Below are 17,201 nucleotides of genomic sequence, written 5' to 3'. Positions count from 1 at the left end.
TGATGAAAAAAACGTTGCGAATCACTGCTCTGGCGTTATCGCTGGTGTTAAGCGGCTGTGCTGTGGGCCCGGATTATCACCGCCCGGCAGTCAACATGCCGCTGCATTATAAAGAAGCGCAGGGGTGGCAACAGGCCGCGCCGCAGGATGATAAAAACAAAGGTGCCTGGTGGTCGGTATACCATGACCCGGTACTGGACGGGCTGCTGACTCAGGTGGTTATCTCCAACCAGAATATTGCCAGTTATGCAGCGCAGTACCGTGAAGCGCTGGCGCTGGCGGCACAGTCGCGCGCCGAGCTATTGCCTTCGGTAAGCTATGATGCCAGCTCAACCCGTAGCGGCAGCCGTTCCAGTACTACCGGGCAACGCACCACCAGCAACAGCCATCAGGCGGAGCTGAGCGCCAGTTGGGAACTGGATATATGGGGCAAACTGCGCCGCACGCTGGAAGAGAACAAAGCAAGTGCCCAGGCCAGCGCAGCCGAACTGGCGAACATGACACTCAGTGCCCAGTCTGAACTGGCGCAGGATTATTTTCAGTTGCGGGTAATGGATGAAAAAATCGCTCTGTACCAACAGAGTGTGGCGGCTTACCAGCGTTATCTTACTGTGATCGAAAACAAATATGGTGCCGGGACGGAATCACGCGCCACTCTGGCACAGGCGCAAATGCAATTAGAAAGCGCCCGGGCTTCCGCGCTGGATTACCAGTGGCAGCGTGCTCAGCTTGAGCACGCTATCGCATTATTAATGGGCAAAGCGCCAGCCGGGTTCAACCTGCCGGTGGCAAAACTGGATGCCACTTTGCCAGCGATGCCCCAGGCGGTGCCGTCCCAATTACTGCAACGCCGCCCGGATATCGCATATGCAGAGCGGGAAATGGCAGCAGCCAATGCCGCGGTGGGCGTGGCGATTGCGGGCTATTTCCCAGACCTGACGCTGAGTGCCAGCGGCGGCACGTCGTCGTCGGTGTTCCACAACCTGTTTGCTTTACCTTACCGGGTCTGGTCCCTTGGGCCGGAGTTAAGCGGCACATTACTGGATTTTGGCGCGACATCGGCACAAGTAGACCAGGTCAGAGCAGCCTATGACGCCAGCGTGGCAAACTACCGCCAGGCCGTGCTGGAAGGTATGCAGGAAGTTGAGGATTACCTGGTTGAACTGAATACATTGCAGCAGGAAGTGGTGGCGCAACAGAACGCCACAGCCGCCGCGAAGGAATCAGCCCGGGTAACACGCAACCAGTATGACGCTGGCATGATTGACTACCTGGATGTCGCCACCACAGAAAACAGTAGTCTGTCTGAACAGCAAAGCCTGCTGTCTTTGCAAAGCACCCAGTGGGTTGCCAGCGTGGCGCTGATAGCCGCATTGGGCGGTGGTTGGCAGGCTACACAATGAACCTTCACTTCCACCTGATGTCGTCACTTTCTCTTATGAACCGGGCATTTTTGCCCGGATCATATCCAGAACTTGCAGGTTACGGATACTTTCTTCCAGGGACAGGCAATGCGCAGGCTGCTTCAGCACAGTGGCTGAAAACTGGCTGACTTCCGCCAGATAACGGTCAGACTCCTCAACAGGGATTGCGCGGCTACCTTCGTCGGTATGTAGCCAAATATCGCCGGCATTGTCCTGGAATGTGTCGTCAATACGCAGTAAACCTTTAGTGCCAATAATTTCGGCAAAATTGCTGCCAAAACTGTTAAACCCGCAGTGAATATTGGCTATCAGCCCGTCGTCATATTGCAAAAGCGCCGACAGTTGTGTGTCCACGCCGTTGTCCATCTCACATAATACTTCACAACGAACCGGTACCCGTTGGGTGACCATACCGACAAAATTCACCGGGTAACAACCCACATCGTACAGGGCACCGCCACCTAAAGCGGGCTGCATTTTTATGGTGCCAGGCCGGTTTAACAGGAAACGGAAAGTGGCATTGATATGGCGAATATCGCCGAGCACACCGCTCTCCAGCACGGATTTTACCGCCTGCATCCGGTGAGTGTAGCGGTACATAAAGGCTTCCATCAGGATGCGACCATGTTGTTGCGCGGCCTTGTGCATCGCGTTGCCTTCTTCGGCGGTCAGGCCTAACGGTTTTTCACACAGAACGTGCTTCCCGGCTTCCAGTGCGCGTATCACCCAGGTTTTATGCAGTGAATTGGGCAGGGGAATATATACGGCATCAATTGCTTCATCGGCCAGCAGGCTGGCGTAATCCGGGTAGCTTTTATCCCACTCGCCATCGGGAAGTTGCGCACTGTTACGCGAAGCTACGCCGTATAAATGTGCATTAGCGGCGCGGCTGATAGCCGGAATAAGTGAATTTCTTGCGATGCGGGCGTAACCCAGAATGCCCCAGTTAACCAGACCAGACATGAAACAGACTCCTGTGTCAGTGAGCGTGACAATATTTGGCGTTAGTTTAGCGGTCTGAAGAGAAAAGCTATGTGACAGCTTAAGCAAAATTACAAAAGCTGTCATACAGGTTTGTGGTGCAGGTTAAGGAGATGCGTCCGGGTTCTTCATCCAGTCGAACAGATTTTTCAGCATCAGCATGCAGTTATCGAGTTGTTCAATGGCAACAAACTCATCGGCTTTATGGCCCTGTGCCATACTGCCCGGGCCGCAAATCAGTGTGGCGATACCCACTTCATGAAATAAACCCGCTTCTGTACCAAAAGCGACAGTTGAGAAAGACTCACTGCCACACCAGCCAGACAGCAGGCGGGCAAATTCAGACTGGGTCTCTGCCAGCAGGCCGGGGTAATGGCTCAGGGTGTGAAAGGTTATCTCACTGTCGCCTGCCACCTGCTTCATTTCCGGAACCAGCGTGCGCCTGGTCCATGCCTGCAGTTTCTCCGCTACGGTTTGCACCTGAACACCAGGCAAATAGCGTACTTCAAAATCAAAAGCGCAGTTTTCCGGTACGATATTTAGCGCGCTGCCACCCTGAATGGTACCCACCTGCACAGTACTGAATGCCGGGGAAAAGCGGTTGTCCTGGTGTAATGCCAGTTGCTCACCCAGTTCTCCCAGGTGGGCAATAACTTTTGCGGCATAACTAATGGCGTTTACCCCTTCGGGTGCCTGTGCAGAGTGGCAGGCATGACCATGAACCTGGCAACGCATTGCCAGTTTCCCCTTGTGCCCGTATACCGGCTGCATTTCTGTTGGCTCGCCAATAATACACATTGCGGGGCGGTCCTGTGCATTACGCAGCCAGTCCACCAGGCTGCGAACGCCCAGGCAGCCAACTTCCTCGTCGTAGGAAAAGGCCAGGTGTAAAGGCATGCGTAATGGCGAAGATAAAAAGGTATCAACAGAGGCCAGCATACAGGCGAGGAAACCTTTCATATCGGTACTGCCACGCCCATAGTAGCGGCCATTTTGTTCTGTCAGCATAAATGGCGGAACCGACCAGTTCTGCCCGTCCACCGGCACGGTATCGGTATGGCCGGAAAGCATCACACCGCCAGGGCCGTCCGGGCCGATACGTGCATACATGTTGGCCTTGCTCCCGCTTTCATTAGTGAACAACTGAACCGCAACCCCGCGAGCTACCAAAAACTCACGAATCATACCAATCAGCGCAAGGTTGGATTCCCGGCTGGTGGTATCGAAAGCCAGCAATTGGGACAAAATTTCCCGCATCGGGTTACTCATCGCCAGGCACACCGTAGCTGGGCGCTTCACGCGGGTCGAGCGCCCGGGTAATGTAGGCATCCATTTGTGGCTCCCAGGCCTGCCACAACGCCAGCAATTCTTCTACCGGTGCCTGCTCTGCCCAGTCCACCCGTAAATCCACCACCGGCCAGGTGTAATCATCCACCACTTTAACGGCTGCTGAGTGCTCACTTCCTGCTTCGCCACCTATGTTGATACCTGCCTGAAGCGCGGTAATCAGCCGGGCGGCCAGTTCCCCGGTGGAGGATTCAAATGCTTCTACCATGGCATTGATAACCTGCGGGTTGGCCAGCAAGTTGCCGGCAGCAACACAGTTGTTTCCCTGAACCGTGTGGTGAATGCCTAAAGTTTGCTCGCCACTAAATACGCTTGTTGTACCGCTGGCATCGATCACGGCGACCTGGCGATATTCGCGAAAGCGGTCTTCAGCCAGGGTTTGCCGCATGGCCTGCTCTGGTGCCAGGCCTTCTGACAGTTTTGCCAGGATCTGTTGCCCCAGCGAGGGCAGGGTAATGTTTTGGCTGGATACCGCTCCCACGCCCGACAACAACCAGGGGCAACGGGAGCCGACGGCAATACTTGATGAGCTAATGGCAATGCCCAGTTGCCCGGTTTCCGGGCAACGCGCGCTGATTGAGAGTGTCATTTCACCTCCTGTGCCATTTCATCTTCAGGAATAACGGCAATGACATCTATTTCCATCAACCACTGTGGCTGGGCAAGCCCTGCAACCACTAAGCCGGTAGAAATCGGGAACACACCTTTCAGCCATTTGCCCACTTCCTGGTAGACGGCTTCACGGTAACGCGGGTCAGTAATATAAGTGGTGGTTTTCACAATGTGTGACAAATCACTGCCAGCTTCTGCCAGCAATTGCTTCACATTTTTCATCGCCTGCTCAGCCTGGGCACGCGGGTCGCCCAGCCCAACCAGGTTACCGGCAAAGTCTGTTCCGACCTGGCCGCGTACATAAATGGTGTTGCCCGCGCGCACTGCCTGGCACAGGTCATTATCCAAAACCTGGTTTGGGTAGGTTTCTTTCGTGTTAAACATCCGGATGCGTGTATGTGTTGGCATGATAGTTTTCCTGTTCACAAAGGGTAAAGGGGCTCAGGCCTCGGTATCATCCGGGCGATAGTGCTGGTACTGGCGCTGAATGGCGATTTGGTCGGCAATATATTTCGCGTCGTGCCACACTCCCCAAATAAAAGTGGAACCGCGACGGGACAACCAGGGCAGCCCCAGGAAATACACGCCTGGCTCGCTGGATACCCCCCGGTGGTGCTGAGGCTGGTTTTGTTGGTTAAAGGCGCCCACTTTGAGCCAGCTGAAATCCGTGGCGTAGCCTGTTGCCCATATAATGGTGCTGATACCGGCTTGTTGCAGATTCAGGGTACGTACCGGGTGAGTCATGCAATCCGGGTCTGGCATGAAATAGCGGGCCTCTGGCTCTGGCGGCAAGTCCAGCCCGTGGCGGGAAATATACAGGTCTGCGGCATCCAACAGGGCGAGGTAAGATTCGTCACCTGTGCGGATATGTGTTGCCAGGTTATCCTGGAAAGCCACCACACCCTGATTAAAACCTTCAGTCTGGCCCGCCAGGGTAATGCCCTGGTGAGCAAGCTGGCGAAAATCGACGGTATGCCCGCCGCGGGCACCACTCACCGCAATGGTGACATGCTCTTTGCCGGGCTGGTTTGCTGCTGCATCCCACAGGCCCAGCACGCCCAGCCACCATACGAAATCCCGGCCACGGTAGGTGCGTGGTGGCCGGTCATGTGCGCCAACGGAGAGCCACACTTTTTTCCCGGCACGGTTCAGTTCATCGGCAATTTGCACCCCGGAGGAACCGGCTCCCACAACCAGCACACCGCCATCTGGCAGTTGTTCCGGGTTACGGTACTGAGCTGAGTGGAGTTGCAGGAGTGCGCTGTCTTGCGGCGCGATGGCGGGGATAACCGGCCGCTGAAAAGGCCCGGTAGCCGAGACAATACGCTGTGCTTCAATAATGCCTTGCGATGTCTCAACCCTGAACCCCGGGCGCCCTTTAAGGCGTGTGGCACTGAACACTTCCACACCAGTGCGAATGGGCGCTTTGAATTTGTCGGCATAAGCGACAAAGTAGTCAGCCACTTGTTCTTTAGCGACAAAGCTGTCCGGGTGGCTGCCGGGGAAGGTCATCCCCGGGAAGCGGTCATGCCAGGCGGGGCCATTGGCGACCAGAGAATCCCAGCGCCCACTGCGCCAGGCTTCTGCGATACGGTTTTTTTCCACAACCAGGTGCGGTATTGCCAGGCGGGTTAAATGTTCACTCATTGCCACGCCAGCCTGGCCTGCGCCTACAACCAGCGTATCTGTTGTTATTACGTTTTCTGTCATCTCTGGGTCCTTCAATTACCATGAATCGGCAACCTGGCCGATGTTGATAAAAACCAGAGTATGTAACTCAGCTGTTACGGTAAATTATTATAAAACGAGTGTCTGAATAGAAATTTATGAGGCAATCAGGTGTAAATAAATACGCCAGCGCTGACGTATCTATTTAATCGTCATTTATTTAGTGGCTGGTGGGCGCCGGTTGTAATTCAGCGTTACGGCAGTAATCCATAAATAACTGTGCCGGGCGCGTGGGTTCGTTATTTTGTAACCAGGCCATGATAAGTGTAGAGGCTGGCATTTCATCATCAATATCCATTTGTACCAGGCGTTCTCCGTCATAAGTGATATCTGAGCAAGGCCGGGTAACCAGCACGGAAAAACCCAACCCCTGGGCGACCATACAGCGCACCATTTCAATTGAAGGTGAGCTGTAAGCGACTTCCGGGTTAAATCCTTTTTCTTTGAAGATGTTGATAAAATAATTTTTGCTGGGTACGGCATCCAATAAAATCATGGGTTCACGGCTTAATTCCTGCAAAGTAACACTTTTGCGGTTTGCCAGCCGGTGGCGTTCAGGAAGCAGAGCGTAAGGTTTATGTGGCGCATTCAGCACTTCTTTGTGAATGGTGTTGCCTAATTCAAGATCATATAAAAATGCCAGGTCAAAGCGCCCACGGTGCAGACCGTGCATTAATTCATGTTGCTCACCGTCATACAACTGAATAGTAATTTCCGGATAGATTTTGGTGAAGCCTGCCACCAGTTTGGGCATATACAAGGGGGCTGCAGATTCAAAACAACCGACTGAAATAGTACCGGAAACCATATCCTTATCTGCCCGGGAGTTCTGCTCAAACTCGTAAGAAAGGCGGAGTAACTCTCTGGCTTTTTCATAAAAACGGCGACCGCCAGAAGTCAGGGATACTCCCTGTGCATGGTGGCGAATAAACAGTTGCTGGTCGAAAGTATCTTCCAGATTTTTAATCGCGATGGAAATGGAAGGTTGAGCGATATGTAGTTGTCGTGAAGCTTCGGCGATGCTCTCTGTCTCAACGACAGTGACGAAATACTTCAGTTGCTTAAGTGTAAAACGTGTCATAGCAGGGACCATTTATTAAATATTGTTACTGACTTAATCGGTATAGTTTCAGGCTAACCAGTCTTGCAAGCATCATGCCAGTGAACATACCGCCACCATTATTCTCTGGCTTATGAATACATTACTTTCTCTGGCCTTTTTACGTGGTGAACGTAATTGAGGAGGTGGTTTCTCAAGGTTATTTTTTATTTTGCACTAAAATAATACGCATGCCCTTATTTGATTCATTAATTGCACCCTGGTTGTGCGTTTTAATGTTTAATTAGGGTATGCGTTTTTTTATGTGTGTAATTGTTTTTTTATTGTTGATTATGTGTGGGTGTAAATATTTGCCTGTTTTCTACGTGTTAACCAGTCTGCATAGTTTTTTTAAAGTTAAAGGCAAAAAATTTACTAGTTGCCACCATCGCAGGAGTGCCGACATAGTGTAATTCAAAGCTGATTACGGTAAATGCCCCATTATTGCCCATGGGGTATCGCGTAATTCCATTATTTTAAATGAGCGAAATAGCCCATGACTTTTGACTGGAACTACATGTTGAGTCTGTTCAGTGATGCAGACTTTTGGCGAGCCACCTGGACTGTTATTAAGCTCAGTCTTTTGACCTGGGGGGCAAGTATTGTATTTGGTTTTCTTCTTGCCCTGGCGAAACAATCCTCTCATTTATTTTTACGCCTGCCTGCACGGGGGTATATCTGGTTATTTCGCAGTATGCCGTTACTGGTATTGCTTATTTTTGTCTACAACCTGCCTCAGGCTTTTCCCGGGTCTTCCGTGGTTCTCAGTGACCCATTTTGGTCTGGTCTGATTGCTATGGTCCTGAGTGAAGCCGCTTATGTGGCTGAGATTCATCGTGGTGGGTTGTTGTCTATTCCGAAAGGGCAGAGTGAAGCTGCAAGGGCTCTGGGGTTACGTTATGCCGGTATTCAATGGCGCGTGGTCATTCCCCAGGCATTGCGCGTGGCATTACCCGCGCTGGCAAATGAATATATCGCGATTGTTAAGCTCAGTTCGTTGGTGTCGGTTATTTCCCTGACCGAAATCCTGATGGTAGGGCAGCGGCTTTATTCGCAGAACTTCCTGGTGATGGAAACCATGGCAGCGGTTGCATTTTATTATGTGCTGATTGTTACGGTATTTGATTTCCTGCTGAAACAACTGGAGCGTTACCTGGATGTTACCCAGCGCAATACCAGCCGTGAAGTTGATGCCTCCATGCTGGCACTGGCAACACAGCAGGCGGGTAGCGTAAATCGCCCGGTCAGTGCAACAGACGGGCCCGCCTTGCAGGCATTCAAACTGCAAAAAGCATACAACAATGTGGAAGTGTTGGGGGCCGTGAGCCTGAACATTCACCCGGGTGAAGTGGTGTCGGTCATAGGCCCGTCAGGCTCCGGGAAAACCACTCTTATTCGCCTGCTGAACGGCCTGGAACAGATAGATAACGGGGAAATTAAAATCAATGGCCAGCCCTTTATTCATCTTGACCGGAGTAACCGGCAGAAACCGCGTTTTACAGAGCATGCTGAACACCGCCTGAATATCGGTATGGTGTTCCAGAGCTTTAACCTGTTTCCGCACCTGTCTGTGATGAATAACCTGTTGCTGGCGCCACGTTATCACCGCCTGGCCCCTGAATCTGAATTAAAACAACGTGCCTGCGAACTGCTGAATAAAGTTGGCATGCTGGAACACGCGTGGAAATACCCTCACCAACTTTCTGGCGGGCAACAACAACGTGTGGCGATTGCCCGCGCGCTGATGATGCGCCCTCAAATCATGCTGTTTGATGAGCCTACATCGGCACTTGATCCCGAAAAGGTTAACGAAGTTTTACAGGTTATTGAAGCTCTCGCCCATGAAGGGATAACGATGGTTATCGTGACCCACGAAATGAATTTTGCGTTCAAAGTTTCTGACCGAATTGTCTTTATGGAGAAAGGGCGTGTGGTTTGCGATGACACACCTGCCGTATTGCGTGAGGGGCAGAACCCACGTGTTGGTGCGTTCCTGAAAGATGTCTCCCTTGCTTAATGAACCCTGTATTTTGAGAGGAACATGTTGTGATTGAACAGTGGCAAATTGAACAGTTTCATCAACAAGGTTTTCTGGTAGTCGAAAACGTATTAACCGCCAGTGAAATCAATGTATTGCAAAAAGATTTTGATAACTGGGTGGAAGACAGCCGTCATCATGATAATGCCTGGGGAGAGACACTGGATGGGCGAGCTCGCTTTGACCTGGAAAGTGACCATAGCCCGGAACACCCTTCTTTACGCCGGGTAACATCACCAACCGAGATTTCCGGGTCTTACCTGCAAACTGCGTTGAAGTCACGTATGGCAGAGATTGCGGCCCAGTTAATCGGCCATAACGGCACGCGGTTTCATCACAGCAAAATCAATTCCAAATTGCCGCACACTGCGACACAGGTGAAATGGCATCAGGATTTTTTATTTACGCCTCATAGCAATGACAGCCTGATAACGGCGCTTTTGATGGTCAGCGATGTGACGCCAGAAAACGGCCCGCTTAACGTGATCCCTGGCAGCCACAATGGCCCGCTTTGGTCTCACTGGCAGAATGGAAAATTTACCGGGGCTGTGGAAGAGACCGTTGTCGCACAACATTGCCAGGAGCCTGTAGCTTGCTTTGGCCCCTCTGGCTCAGTGTGCTTTATGCACACCCGGTTGCTGCATGCATCAAGCCCGAATGAAACGGAACACCCGCGAACGTTATTCATTACGGTATACGCCGCTGAAGATGCGTTGCCTTATGGCGAAAACCCGTTACCCAGTATTCATACCGGCACACTGGTTGCGGGTGAAGAAAGCGGCCTGATTCGCAGTACAGACAACCAGTTACGTTTGCCGCAAAAACCCCGTGGCGCATCCTTTTTTGTTCAACAGGCCGGAAACGATCTTGCCAGTGCCTGATATTTTATCTTTGGAGGTTTTATGAAACAGCTACGCACTTCGCTTCGCCCTGTTGTTTTATGCCTGGTTGGCGCGGCCACCGCTATGGCGTCATTCAGTTCACTGGCATTTATGCAGCCAGGGAAAATTATTGCGGGTTCCGACATGACGTTTTACCCCTATGAATACATGGAAAATAACCATCCGGCCGGGTTTGATATTGAATTTCTTAATGGCCTGGCGAAAGTGATGGGGCGCAAGGCTGAAAACCTGGATACCCGTTTCCCTAACCTGATCCCCGGTTTACAGGGAGGGCGTTTTGATATCACCAACTCGTCAATGTATATCACCGCTGAACGCCTGAAAGTTATTGACATGGTGCCTTATCTTAAAAGTGGTGAGTCCATTCTTGCATTGAAAGGCAGCAGTTATCAGCCTAAAAAACCTGAGGATTTTTGTGGTCACAAAATTGGTTCAATGGGAGCCACTTCCTGGCTCCAGCAGTTACATAAGCTGTCTGACGACTATTGCGTGAAAAAAGGGCTGAAACCTATTGCGCTGAGCGAATTCACCACCGATCCACAAACCACCCAGGCGTTATTATCTCATGCTGTTGAGGCGCAGATAACAGATGCGGCTGTGGCCCGTGGTGTTACGGCCAAACTGGGTAATCGTATTGTTATCTCATCCGACACACTTATCTACCCAGTGTTGAATGGTTTTGGTGTGAAAAAAGGCAACCCGGAAGTCAAACAGGCACTGGAAAAAGCGCTGGCGGCATATCAAAAAACACCGGAGTACGCTGCATTGCTCAAAAAATATAACTTCCAGGCCCCTACGGAAGAAGACTTGAACACCTTGATGCCACAGGCTCAATAACAGCTCCCGGTTTTCTTCGTTTCCTGTAAGGTGAGGTAATTTATGGCGCTTTCTCATGAAGAACAAACGCGTATCGACCTGGCTGCCACATTCCGTATCATTGCGCATGAAGGTATGCATGAAGCGGTTGCCAATCACTTCAGTGCGGCGTTATCGCCAGATGGAAAACAGTTTTTACTGAACCCGAAGTGGATGCATTTTTCCCGCATTCGGGCCAGTGACTTGCTGTTATTACATGCTGATGACCCGCAAGCGGCACAGCGTGAGGATGTGGATGCAACGGCGTGGGCTATTCATGGGCAAATTCACCAGCGTTTGCCTGATGTCAAAGTGGTATTGCATCTACACCCGGTCTACACCACCAGTGTTGCCTGCCTGGCGCACCCGCATATTCCGCCAATCGACCAGAATACGGCGCGTTACTTTAACCGTGTTTCTTTCGATTCACTGTATGGTGGCATGGCTGATACAGTACAGGAAGGCGCACGCCTGGCCGGGCTTTTGGCAGGTAACAAGCGCCTGATGATGGGCAACCATGGCGTTCTGGTGACAGCGCCGGATATTGGCGAAGCATTTGATGATATCTGGACACTTGAGCGGGCCTGCCAGATTTTGGTTACCGCCTGGTCCACCGGGCAACCGCTGTGCGTACTTGCTGATGAAGTTGCGGAAAAAACAGCACAAGACTGGGAGAAAATTGCCGATTTTTCACGCCAGCATTTTGAAGAAATGAAACAACTGATGATTCGCCAGGACCCATCTTTGCTTGATTGATTATCGCGGCCCATGGAAGGGCGTGAGATTTTTTTGTATAAAGAGCTTGTCTGTACGGGGGGATTTATGTAATTTCCACTCTTTCGGAGCTCGAAAATGACGGTCACTGATTCCCTTCTTGCCTATTCCCTTGCCGCCTCACTTTTGACAATCACGCCTGGTCTTGATACCGCACTGATTTTACGCACTGCAACCCTTGAAGGTGGCCGGAAAGCGTTTATGGCCGCGCTGGGGATTAATACTGGGTGCTTTATCTGGGGCGCGATGGTCGCATTTGGCCTGGCGGCATTACTGGCTGTTTCTGAACTGGCTTATATGCTGTTGAAGTGGGCCGGTGCGGTGTATTTATGCTGGCTCGCTTTTCATATGTTACGTACTCCTGTAACGCCTCAATTAAACGAAGGTGAGGGAACAGCCCGGCACAGTAACTGGTTTATCCGTGGGATGCTGGGCAACGTGTTGAATCCTAAAGTCGGTGTGTTTTATGTCTCTTTTTTGCCGCAATTTATCCCGGCGGGGCACAATCCGGTAGAGTGGACTTTCTTGCTGGTATCCATTCATGTGGTGTTGGGGACACTCTGGTCACTCACGCTTATTAATGCATCACGCCGTGTGGCCCATATCCTGAAAAAGCCCGTTGTGGCTCGCTGGCTTAACCGCATTACCGGTGGTTTGTTTTTGCTGTTTGCTGCGCGTCTCGCTGCATCTTCCTGAAACTGTTTCATTCTTGCGTGTTTTTTCTGCGATGAGAATTGCAGAGTTATTCGAAGCACTATTTTCCCCTGTCAAGAAACAGGGGATAATTCCTTTTAACAGGAAGAGTGTGTTCAGGTAAGGAAACATAACGTATGAGTATTACGCCCAAAATCACCAGTGTGCGTGTCTGTCGTGTCAAAAATCACTACCCACATCAGGGCTCACGGGATTATTTTTTGCAGAATCTCGGCCTGCGGGTGGGGAAGCTCGAAGTTGATGTCGCCGATATCCGTGTAAACCTTGCAGCATTAACCACACGCTCTGAACAGTTTGCTACTAAATCTGATATTACCGAGTTGCGTGGTGAGTTACGTGCTGAAATGGGTGAGCTGCGTGAGGAGTTACGTGCTGAAATGGGTGAGCTGCGTGAGGAGTTGCGCGGTGAAATGGGTGAGCTGCGTGAGGAGTTGCGCGGTGAAATGGGTGAGTTGCGTGAGGAGTTGCGTGGCGAAATGGCCGCCATGCGCGGTGAAATAAACGGTTTTCGTGGTGAGTTTTCGGGTATGTTACATAAGGCTATACACAAACAAACGGTGCTGATACTAACTATTGTTCCTGCTTCCCTGGCCGTTGTCGCCGGGGTGTCTGCATGGTTCAGTTAACCGTTGTAGCATACCATCCCTTTCTTTTGTATTTTTTCCTCTTTCTCCATAGCCAAAGGGCAACGCCCTGTCTGGTGCCGTCACTGGCTACGGGCGTTTTCTGTTAACCATTCACTCCCTTCGGCAGCCAGATTAATGATTTAAATTCATAATCACATGTTGATTTCCCTGGATTATCCACCAGGGATGAATACGTACAATAGCGCTGTGCCCGTTTATTATTGTTGCAGGCCCGGGGCATCACCTGCTTTTGAAAATAAAACAGAGATAATGATGAATGCAAAACCTGTGGTGGGCACTGCTTCCCCCGCAAAAACACCCGTCGCCTTTATTGCCATTCTTGGCGCATTAATGGCTTTTACTTCGCTTTCAACCGATATTTACCTGCCTGCAATGCCTCAAATGGCGCGGGACTTACAGGGTGATGCTGAACTTACTGTAACCGGCTTTTTAGTGGGCTTTACCATCGCACAACTGATCTGGGGGCCAATTAGCGATCATTTCGGGCGCCGCCTGCCGTTGTTTATTGGTATGGTGCTGTTCGCTGTGGGTTCCGTCGGTTGTGCTATGTCAGAAAATATTACCCAGATTGTGTTCTGGCGTGTTTTTCAGGCGCTGGGAGCCTGTACCGGCCCGATGCTGGCCCGGGCTATGATTCGTGATTTGTTTACCCGAACCCAGGCCGCTCAAATGTTATCGACACTGGTGCTGGTCATGGCTGTAGCACCTATTGCCGGACCATTACTGGGTGGTCAAATTATCCGCTTTAGTACCTGGCATTCCATTTTTTGGCTACTTGCGGTGATTGGTGGGGTGATGTTCGTTTCACTGGTGTGGTTGCCAGAAACCCTCAGTCCGGAAAAACGCACCCGAGCTTCTTTGGGGAATGCTTTTCATAACTACTTCTCGTTACTGAAAAACACCGCTTTTATGCGTTATACCCTGAGCCTTACCTTTTATTACGTGGCGGCTTACGCGTTTATTACCGGATCACCCTTTGTTTATATCCATTACTTTGGCATTGACCCACAGCACTATGGTTGGTTGTTTGCGGTGAACATTCTGGGTGTTATGGCCATGAGCGTGGTGAACCGCCGCCTGGTTGTCCGCCATTCTCTGGAGAGCCTGTTGAAAGGAGCCAGTGTAATTGCTGTGATCGCGACAATCGCGCTGTCTGTGTTGGTAAAGCTGAATATTGGCGGGGTAGCCAGTATTGTGATTACCGTTTTTATCTTCTTTTCTATGAACGGGATAATCGCGGCAACATCCACAGCGGCTGCGCTGGATGAAGTGCCACATATCGCTGGTGCCGCCTCTGCTTTGATTGGGGCGTTGCAATATGGCAGCGGTATTATTTCATCACTGTTACTGGCTTTCTTCCGCGATGGCACACCCTGGACAATGGCCTGGATTATTGCCTTGTTCACGCTTGCCAGTTTTCTGGTGGTATTACCTGCAAAAGCAAAACGTACGGCTGCCTGAGTGGCAATTACGCACAGGGCATTGCTGGTCAGAAAGAAGGCGAGCAGGCTGCTCGCCGTTAATGCCAAAAGGCCACATAGTGTGGCCTTCAGATTGATGAAAAAGAAGGAAAAAGCGTGGTTTTTCCTTCTTTTTAGTTAGCGGGCGAAAATCAATAAATTGATTTTCCTGGTTTTTTATTGGGTGACATCCTCTCGCTCTGTGCGGACATGAGGTTTGTCTTCCGACCCAAGGCCACATAGTGTGGCCTTCATGAGTTACAGCGACTGTTTTTCAATACAGTTACGGCCATTTTGTTTGGCCTTGTAGAGTAACTGGTCCACCTTGCGCAGGAACTCTGTTGGTTTTAATGATTCATCTGGCATAGCAGTGAGGCAACCAATGCTGGTGGTAACAAGCTCCTGGTGTGGTGAACCTTTATGTTCAATGGCCTGTTTAGCGATAAGCCGTTGGCAGCGCTCTGCAATATTGCCTGCCATAACAGCATCAGCGCCAGGCAGAATAATAATAAACTCTTCACCGCCATAGCGGGCAACCAGGTCACGCGGGCCTTCAAGGGCAAGGCTCAGGGTTTGCGCTACACGGATCAAACACTGGTCTCCCTGAATGTGGCCGTACATATCATTAAATTGTTTGAAGAAGTCGATATCCATCATCAGCAGTGACAAAGGCGCTTTGCTGCGGCGGGCGCTTTCCAGCTCCACGGCGAGCGTGGCGTCAAAGCGGCGGCGGTTGGCAATACCAGTAAGACCGTCTTTGTAAGATAAGGCTTCGAGCTCTTTTTGCAGCGCGATGAGCTTTTCTTCTGTTTTCTTCCGTTCACTGATATCAAACATAAAGCCAATCAGGCTGTCTGGATCGCCATTTTCCTTGCGCACCACATGCACAACATCGCGGATCCACACGTATCCGTTATCTTTTGTCAGTGCCCGGTAATCAGCTTCATGATCCACGCCAGCCTGAGACTGGGCAATGCAGAAGTTGACCACACGCTCCCGGTCTTCAGGGTGAATACGCGTCGCCCAGTCTTCGGCTGAAACCCAACTGGCTTGTTCCCAGCCTAACAGCGGCTCAATTTGTGGGCCAATATAGGCAAATGACATGGTTGACCAGTCTATTTTCCACGGGATAGCCAGAGTCGATTCCAGTAACGTTTTATATACTGCGTTATCGCTGGTGAGTTCACTGATGTCTGCCATAAAACACTCTCCAAAAAAATAAATTAACCGGGCATTACCGGACGACTGTGTACTGTTGCCAGAGCGTTCCAGTACCAGTAGAAGTACCCGTTGTTTTGTTGTAATAGCGTGTGAGTTGTTATGCTGTTTTGCTGAATATTACCCCAGCATGCCAGTGCCGAGTTACGGTTATTATGCAAATCAAGACAAACCTGATTCGGCAGTGCTGGCTTGGGAGGAATATACAATGCGTCGCCCTGTTTTACCCACAGGTCTGCGACACGGATAATAGATTGTTCAGGCCAGTAACGGCCTACTGAAACCACCAGAGGTTGTAGCGGGTCTGTTGAAGCGAATACATGGGGAAAATCGTGGTGTTCAAGGTCGGTACAGGAAACAGTGAGTAAGGTATTCCCTGTGCCCTGATACGGTGACCAGTGGCCGGCAAATACACCATAATCATACTCTACATATTGTAATGGGCTTACCGGGCTGGAAATCTGAATCGCCTGCCCTGGTTGAATCAGCGTTGCACCAAAAGCAGCTGCAATCGCCGGGGTTGCCCAAAAAGGTTCAAAAACCACTTCTGCTGCACTAAATCCTAACTGTGTTTCTGTGCCCCAGGGTGGGTTTGGCGTCACTTTCACAATATCCGCCACCACATAAGGTGTGCCAATGGCAGTTGCGGGGTTATCAGGCGCAGCTTCCACTCGCACTATTTCGGGAGCGGGTTCGGCAACCCAGACTGGCCCATTGGGCGTGTTACAAAACCAGGGAGTCAGAGCGAGATTGATGTCTTCTTCATTTTTTTCCTGAATAAACAAGGGCGGAGCGAAGTGTGCGTCAGACATGGTTTGTATTATCCATTATTGCTGATGTAGCAGGTGAATTGGTGAGCAGGCAAAGCGTGTTCCAGCCTGTTATTAGTATTGTCAGGTGGCGTGAGGGAAATTATGCCGTGGCGGAAATAGTAGAGCCATAGGCAGGATGGGTGAATAGTGTTAAATATTGATAAAAATAAAGGCGTTAGTACGTCTTGTGGTTTGCCTGATGACGCGCAGTGAAATAACCTTCTCGCAGATTTGCCTTGCCTGTTTTCCCCAAAAATATGGCTCACCGTAGTGAGCCATGAGTCTGATGACAAACCTTATGTCCGCACAGAACGAGAGGATGTCACCCAATAAAAAACCAGGAAAATCAATTTATTGATTTTCGGCTGCTAACTAAAAAGCAGGAAAAACCACGTTTTTTCCTTCTTTTTCATCAATCTGATGGCTCACCGTAGTGAGCCATGAACGCTTTGCCCTGTGGGTTACTTCATTCCACAGTTATTGCATTTGCTGGTGATCTGCTGGAAGAAGTCGTTACCTTTGTCGTCCACCAGGATAAACGCCGGGAAATCTTCCACTTCGATTTTCCAGATAGCTTCCATACCCAGTTC

Annotated in this window: 17 protein-coding genes; 8 read left to right on the top strand and 9 right to left on the bottom strand. The window is 50.7% G+C overall.

Translation table 11 applies throughout. The features are described 5' to 3' along the window. Positions 1-2: 2 nt before the first annotated feature. Positions 3-1,403 (top strand): efflux transporter outer membrane subunit, encoded by a 1,401-nt coding sequence (locus DES37_RS20460; protein ID WP_110027626.1) that lies wholly within the window; start codon positions 3-5, stop codon positions 1,401-1,403. 33 nt (positions 1,404-1,436) lie between these two features. Here DES37_RS20460 and DES37_RS20455 read toward each other — a convergent pair whose 3' ends face one another. The 6 genes from DES37_RS20455 to DES37_RS20430 all read right to left on the bottom strand — a co-directional run bounded on the left by DES37_RS20455 (position 1,437) and on the right by DES37_RS20430 (position 7,173). Then, on the bottom strand, positions 1,437-2,387 hold the full coding sequence (locus DES37_RS20455) for a Gfo/Idh/MocA family protein (protein WP_110027625.1): 951 nt from the start codon (positions 2,385-2,387) through the stop codon (positions 1,437-1,439). A gap of 123 nt (positions 2,388-2,510) precedes the next feature. Continuing rightward, positions 2,511-3,674 (bottom strand): acetylornithine deacetylase, encoded by a 1,164-nt coding sequence (argE, locus tag DES37_RS20450; protein ID WP_110027623.1) that lies wholly within the window; start codon positions 3,672-3,674, stop codon positions 2,511-2,513. Next, positions 3,667-4,341 carry a DUF1028 domain-containing protein gene (locus DES37_RS20445; RefSeq protein ID WP_110027621.1) on the bottom strand — a complete coding sequence of 225 codons (675 nt, stop codon included), beginning with the start codon at positions 4,339-4,341 and terminating at the stop codon, positions 3,667-3,669. The genes argE and DES37_RS20445 overlap by 8 nt, the downstream gene beginning before the upstream one ends. Continuing rightward, positions 4,338-4,772, bottom strand: coding sequence for a RidA family protein (locus tag DES37_RS20440; RefSeq protein ID WP_064596318.1), 435 nt, complete (start codon positions 4,770-4,772; stop codon positions 4,338-4,340). Before DES37_RS20440 ends, DES37_RS20445 begins: the two co-directional genes overlap by 4 nt. Positions 4,773-4,805: 33 nt before the next feature. Beyond that, a complete protein-coding gene (locus DES37_RS20435) occupies positions 4,806-6,074 on the bottom strand; it encodes a flavin-containing monooxygenase (RefSeq protein ID WP_110027620.1) in 1,269 nt (422 codons plus the stop codon). A 178-nt stretch (positions 6,075-6,252) separates the two neighbouring features. Beyond that, the gene (locus DES37_RS20430) at positions 6,253-7,173 is read right to left on the bottom strand and encodes a LysR substrate-binding domain-containing protein (RefSeq protein ID WP_036104226.1); all 921 of its coding nucleotides are present in this window, start codon (positions 7,171-7,173) and stop codon (positions 6,253-6,255) included. 514 nt (positions 7,174-7,687) lie between these two features. On the opposite strand from DES37_RS20430, the gene DES37_RS20425 reads away from it, so the two are divergent. From DES37_RS20425 to DES37_RS20395, 7 genes are all read left to right on the top strand, one after another. After that, on the top strand, positions 7,688-9,208 hold the full coding sequence (locus tag DES37_RS20425; RefSeq protein ID WP_110027618.1) for an amino acid ABC transporter permease/ATP-binding protein: 1,521 nt from the start codon (positions 7,688-7,690) through the stop codon (positions 9,206-9,208). Between the two features lie 29 nt (positions 9,209-9,237). Continuing rightward, positions 9,238-10,110: a phytanoyl-CoA dioxygenase family protein gene (locus tag DES37_RS20420; RefSeq protein ID WP_110027616.1), complete on the top strand. Its 873-nt coding sequence runs from the start codon at positions 9,238-9,240 to the stop codon at positions 10,108-10,110. 21 nt (positions 10,111-10,131) lie between these two features. After that, positions 10,132-10,968 (top strand): ABC transporter substrate-binding protein, encoded by an 837-nt coding sequence (locus DES37_RS20415; protein WP_110027615.1) that lies wholly within the window; start codon positions 10,132-10,134, stop codon positions 10,966-10,968. Positions 10,969-11,010: 42 nt separating this feature from the next. Further along, positions 11,011-11,742 (top strand): class II aldolase and adducin N-terminal domain-containing protein, encoded by a 732-nt coding sequence (locus DES37_RS20410; RefSeq protein WP_110027613.1) that lies wholly within the window; start codon positions 11,011-11,013, stop codon positions 11,740-11,742. Positions 11,743-11,838: 96 nt separating this feature from the next. Continuing rightward, complete coding sequence (locus DES37_RS20405) at positions 11,839-12,456, top strand: LysE family translocator (RefSeq protein ID WP_036104212.1); 618 nt, start codon at positions 11,839-11,841, stop codon at positions 12,454-12,456. Between the two features lie 134 nt (positions 12,457-12,590). Beyond that, a complete protein-coding gene (locus DES37_RS20400) occupies positions 12,591-13,100 on the top strand; it encodes a hypothetical protein (protein ID WP_110027611.1) in 510 nt (169 codons plus the stop codon). 270 nt (positions 13,101-13,370) lie between these two features. Beyond that, on the top strand, positions 13,371-14,582 hold the full coding sequence (locus DES37_RS20395) for a Bcr/CflA family multidrug efflux MFS transporter (RefSeq protein ID WP_051691264.1): 1,212 nt from the start codon (positions 13,371-13,373) through the stop codon (positions 14,580-14,582). Between the two features lie 257 nt (positions 14,583-14,839). Here the strand turns inward: DES37_RS20395 and DES37_RS20390 are convergent, their stop codons facing one another. The 3 genes from DES37_RS20390 to DES37_RS20380 form a co-directional block, all read right to left on the bottom strand. Continuing rightward, a complete protein-coding gene (locus tag DES37_RS20390; RefSeq protein ID WP_110027610.1) occupies positions 14,840-15,781 on the bottom strand; it encodes a GGDEF domain-containing protein in 942 nt (313 codons plus the stop codon). Positions 15,782-15,804: 23 nt separating this feature from the next. Continuing rightward, entirely contained in the window at positions 15,805-16,611 is an 807-nt protein-coding gene (locus tag DES37_RS20385) for a hypothetical protein (RefSeq protein ID WP_110027608.1), read from the bottom strand. 461 nt (positions 16,612-17,072) lie between these two features. Then, on the bottom strand, positions 17,073-17,201 hold a 129-nt coding region (locus DES37_RS20380), incomplete at its 5' end, for a fumarate hydratase C-terminal domain-containing protein (RefSeq protein WP_211320572.1).

Source organism: Mangrovibacter plantisponsor (assembly GCF_003182475.1).
Lineage (GTDB): Bacteria > Pseudomonadota > Gammaproteobacteria > Enterobacterales > Enterobacteriaceae > Mangrovibacter > Mangrovibacter plantisponsor.
The sequence above is the reverse complement of the archived record's forward strand: the minus strand, read 5'-3'. Positions and strand labels throughout refer to the sequence as shown.

What these genes read in the sequence shown, in the direction of transcription:
- DES37_RS20385 (WP_110027608.1), bottom strand. Translation starts at nt 16,611, where the DNA reads ATGTCTGACGCACACTTCGCTCCGCCCTTGTTTATTCAGGAAAAAAAT.
- argE (WP_110027623.1), bottom strand. Translation starts at nt 3,674, where the DNA reads ATGAGTAACCCGATGCGGGAAATTTTGTCCCAATTGCTGGCTTTCGAT.
- DES37_RS20440 (WP_064596318.1), bottom strand. Translation starts at nt 4,772, where the DNA reads ATGCCAACACATACACGCATCCGGATGTTTAACACGAAAGAAACCTAC.
- DES37_RS20405 (WP_036104212.1), top strand. Translation starts at nt 11,839, where the DNA reads ATGACGGTCACTGATTCCCTTCTTGCCTATTCCCTTGCCGCCTCACTT.
- DES37_RS20445 (WP_110027621.1), bottom strand. Translation starts at nt 4,341, where the DNA reads ATGACACTCTCAATCAGCGCGCGTTGCCCGGAAACCGGGCAACTGGGC.
- DES37_RS20415 (WP_110027615.1), top strand. Translation starts at nt 10,132, where the DNA reads ATGAAACAGCTACGCACTTCGCTTCGCCCTGTTGTTTTATGCCTGGTT.
- DES37_RS20430 (WP_036104226.1), bottom strand. Translation starts at nt 7,173, where the DNA reads ATGACACGTTTTACACTTAAGCAACTGAAGTATTTCGTCACTGTCGTT.
- DES37_RS20460 (WP_110027626.1), top strand. Translation starts at nt 3, where the DNA reads ATGAAAAAAACGTTGCGAATCACTGCTCTGGCGTTATCGCTGGTGTTA.
- DES37_RS20395 (WP_051691264.1), top strand. Translation starts at nt 13,371, where the DNA reads ATGATGAATGCAAAACCTGTGGTGGGCACTGCTTCCCCCGCAAAAACA.
- DES37_RS20425 (WP_110027618.1), top strand. Translation starts at nt 7,688, where the DNA reads ATGACTTTTGACTGGAACTACATGTTGAGTCTGTTCAGTGATGCAGAC.
- DES37_RS20400 (WP_110027611.1), top strand. Translation starts at nt 12,591, where the DNA reads ATGAGTATTACGCCCAAAATCACCAGTGTGCGTGTCTGTCGTGTCAAA.
- DES37_RS20410 (WP_110027613.1), top strand. Translation starts at nt 11,011, where the DNA reads ATGGCGCTTTCTCATGAAGAACAAACGCGTATCGACCTGGCTGCCACA.
- DES37_RS20435 (WP_110027620.1), bottom strand. Translation starts at nt 6,074, where the DNA reads ATGACAGAAAACGTAATAACAACAGATACGCTGGTTGTAGGCGCAGGC.
- DES37_RS20455 (WP_110027625.1), bottom strand. Translation starts at nt 2,387, where the DNA reads ATGTCTGGTCTGGTTAACTGGGGCATTCTGGGTTACGCCCGCATCGCA.
- DES37_RS20390 (WP_110027610.1), bottom strand. Translation starts at nt 15,781, where the DNA reads ATGGCAGACATCAGTGAACTCACCAGCGATAACGCAGTATATAAAACG.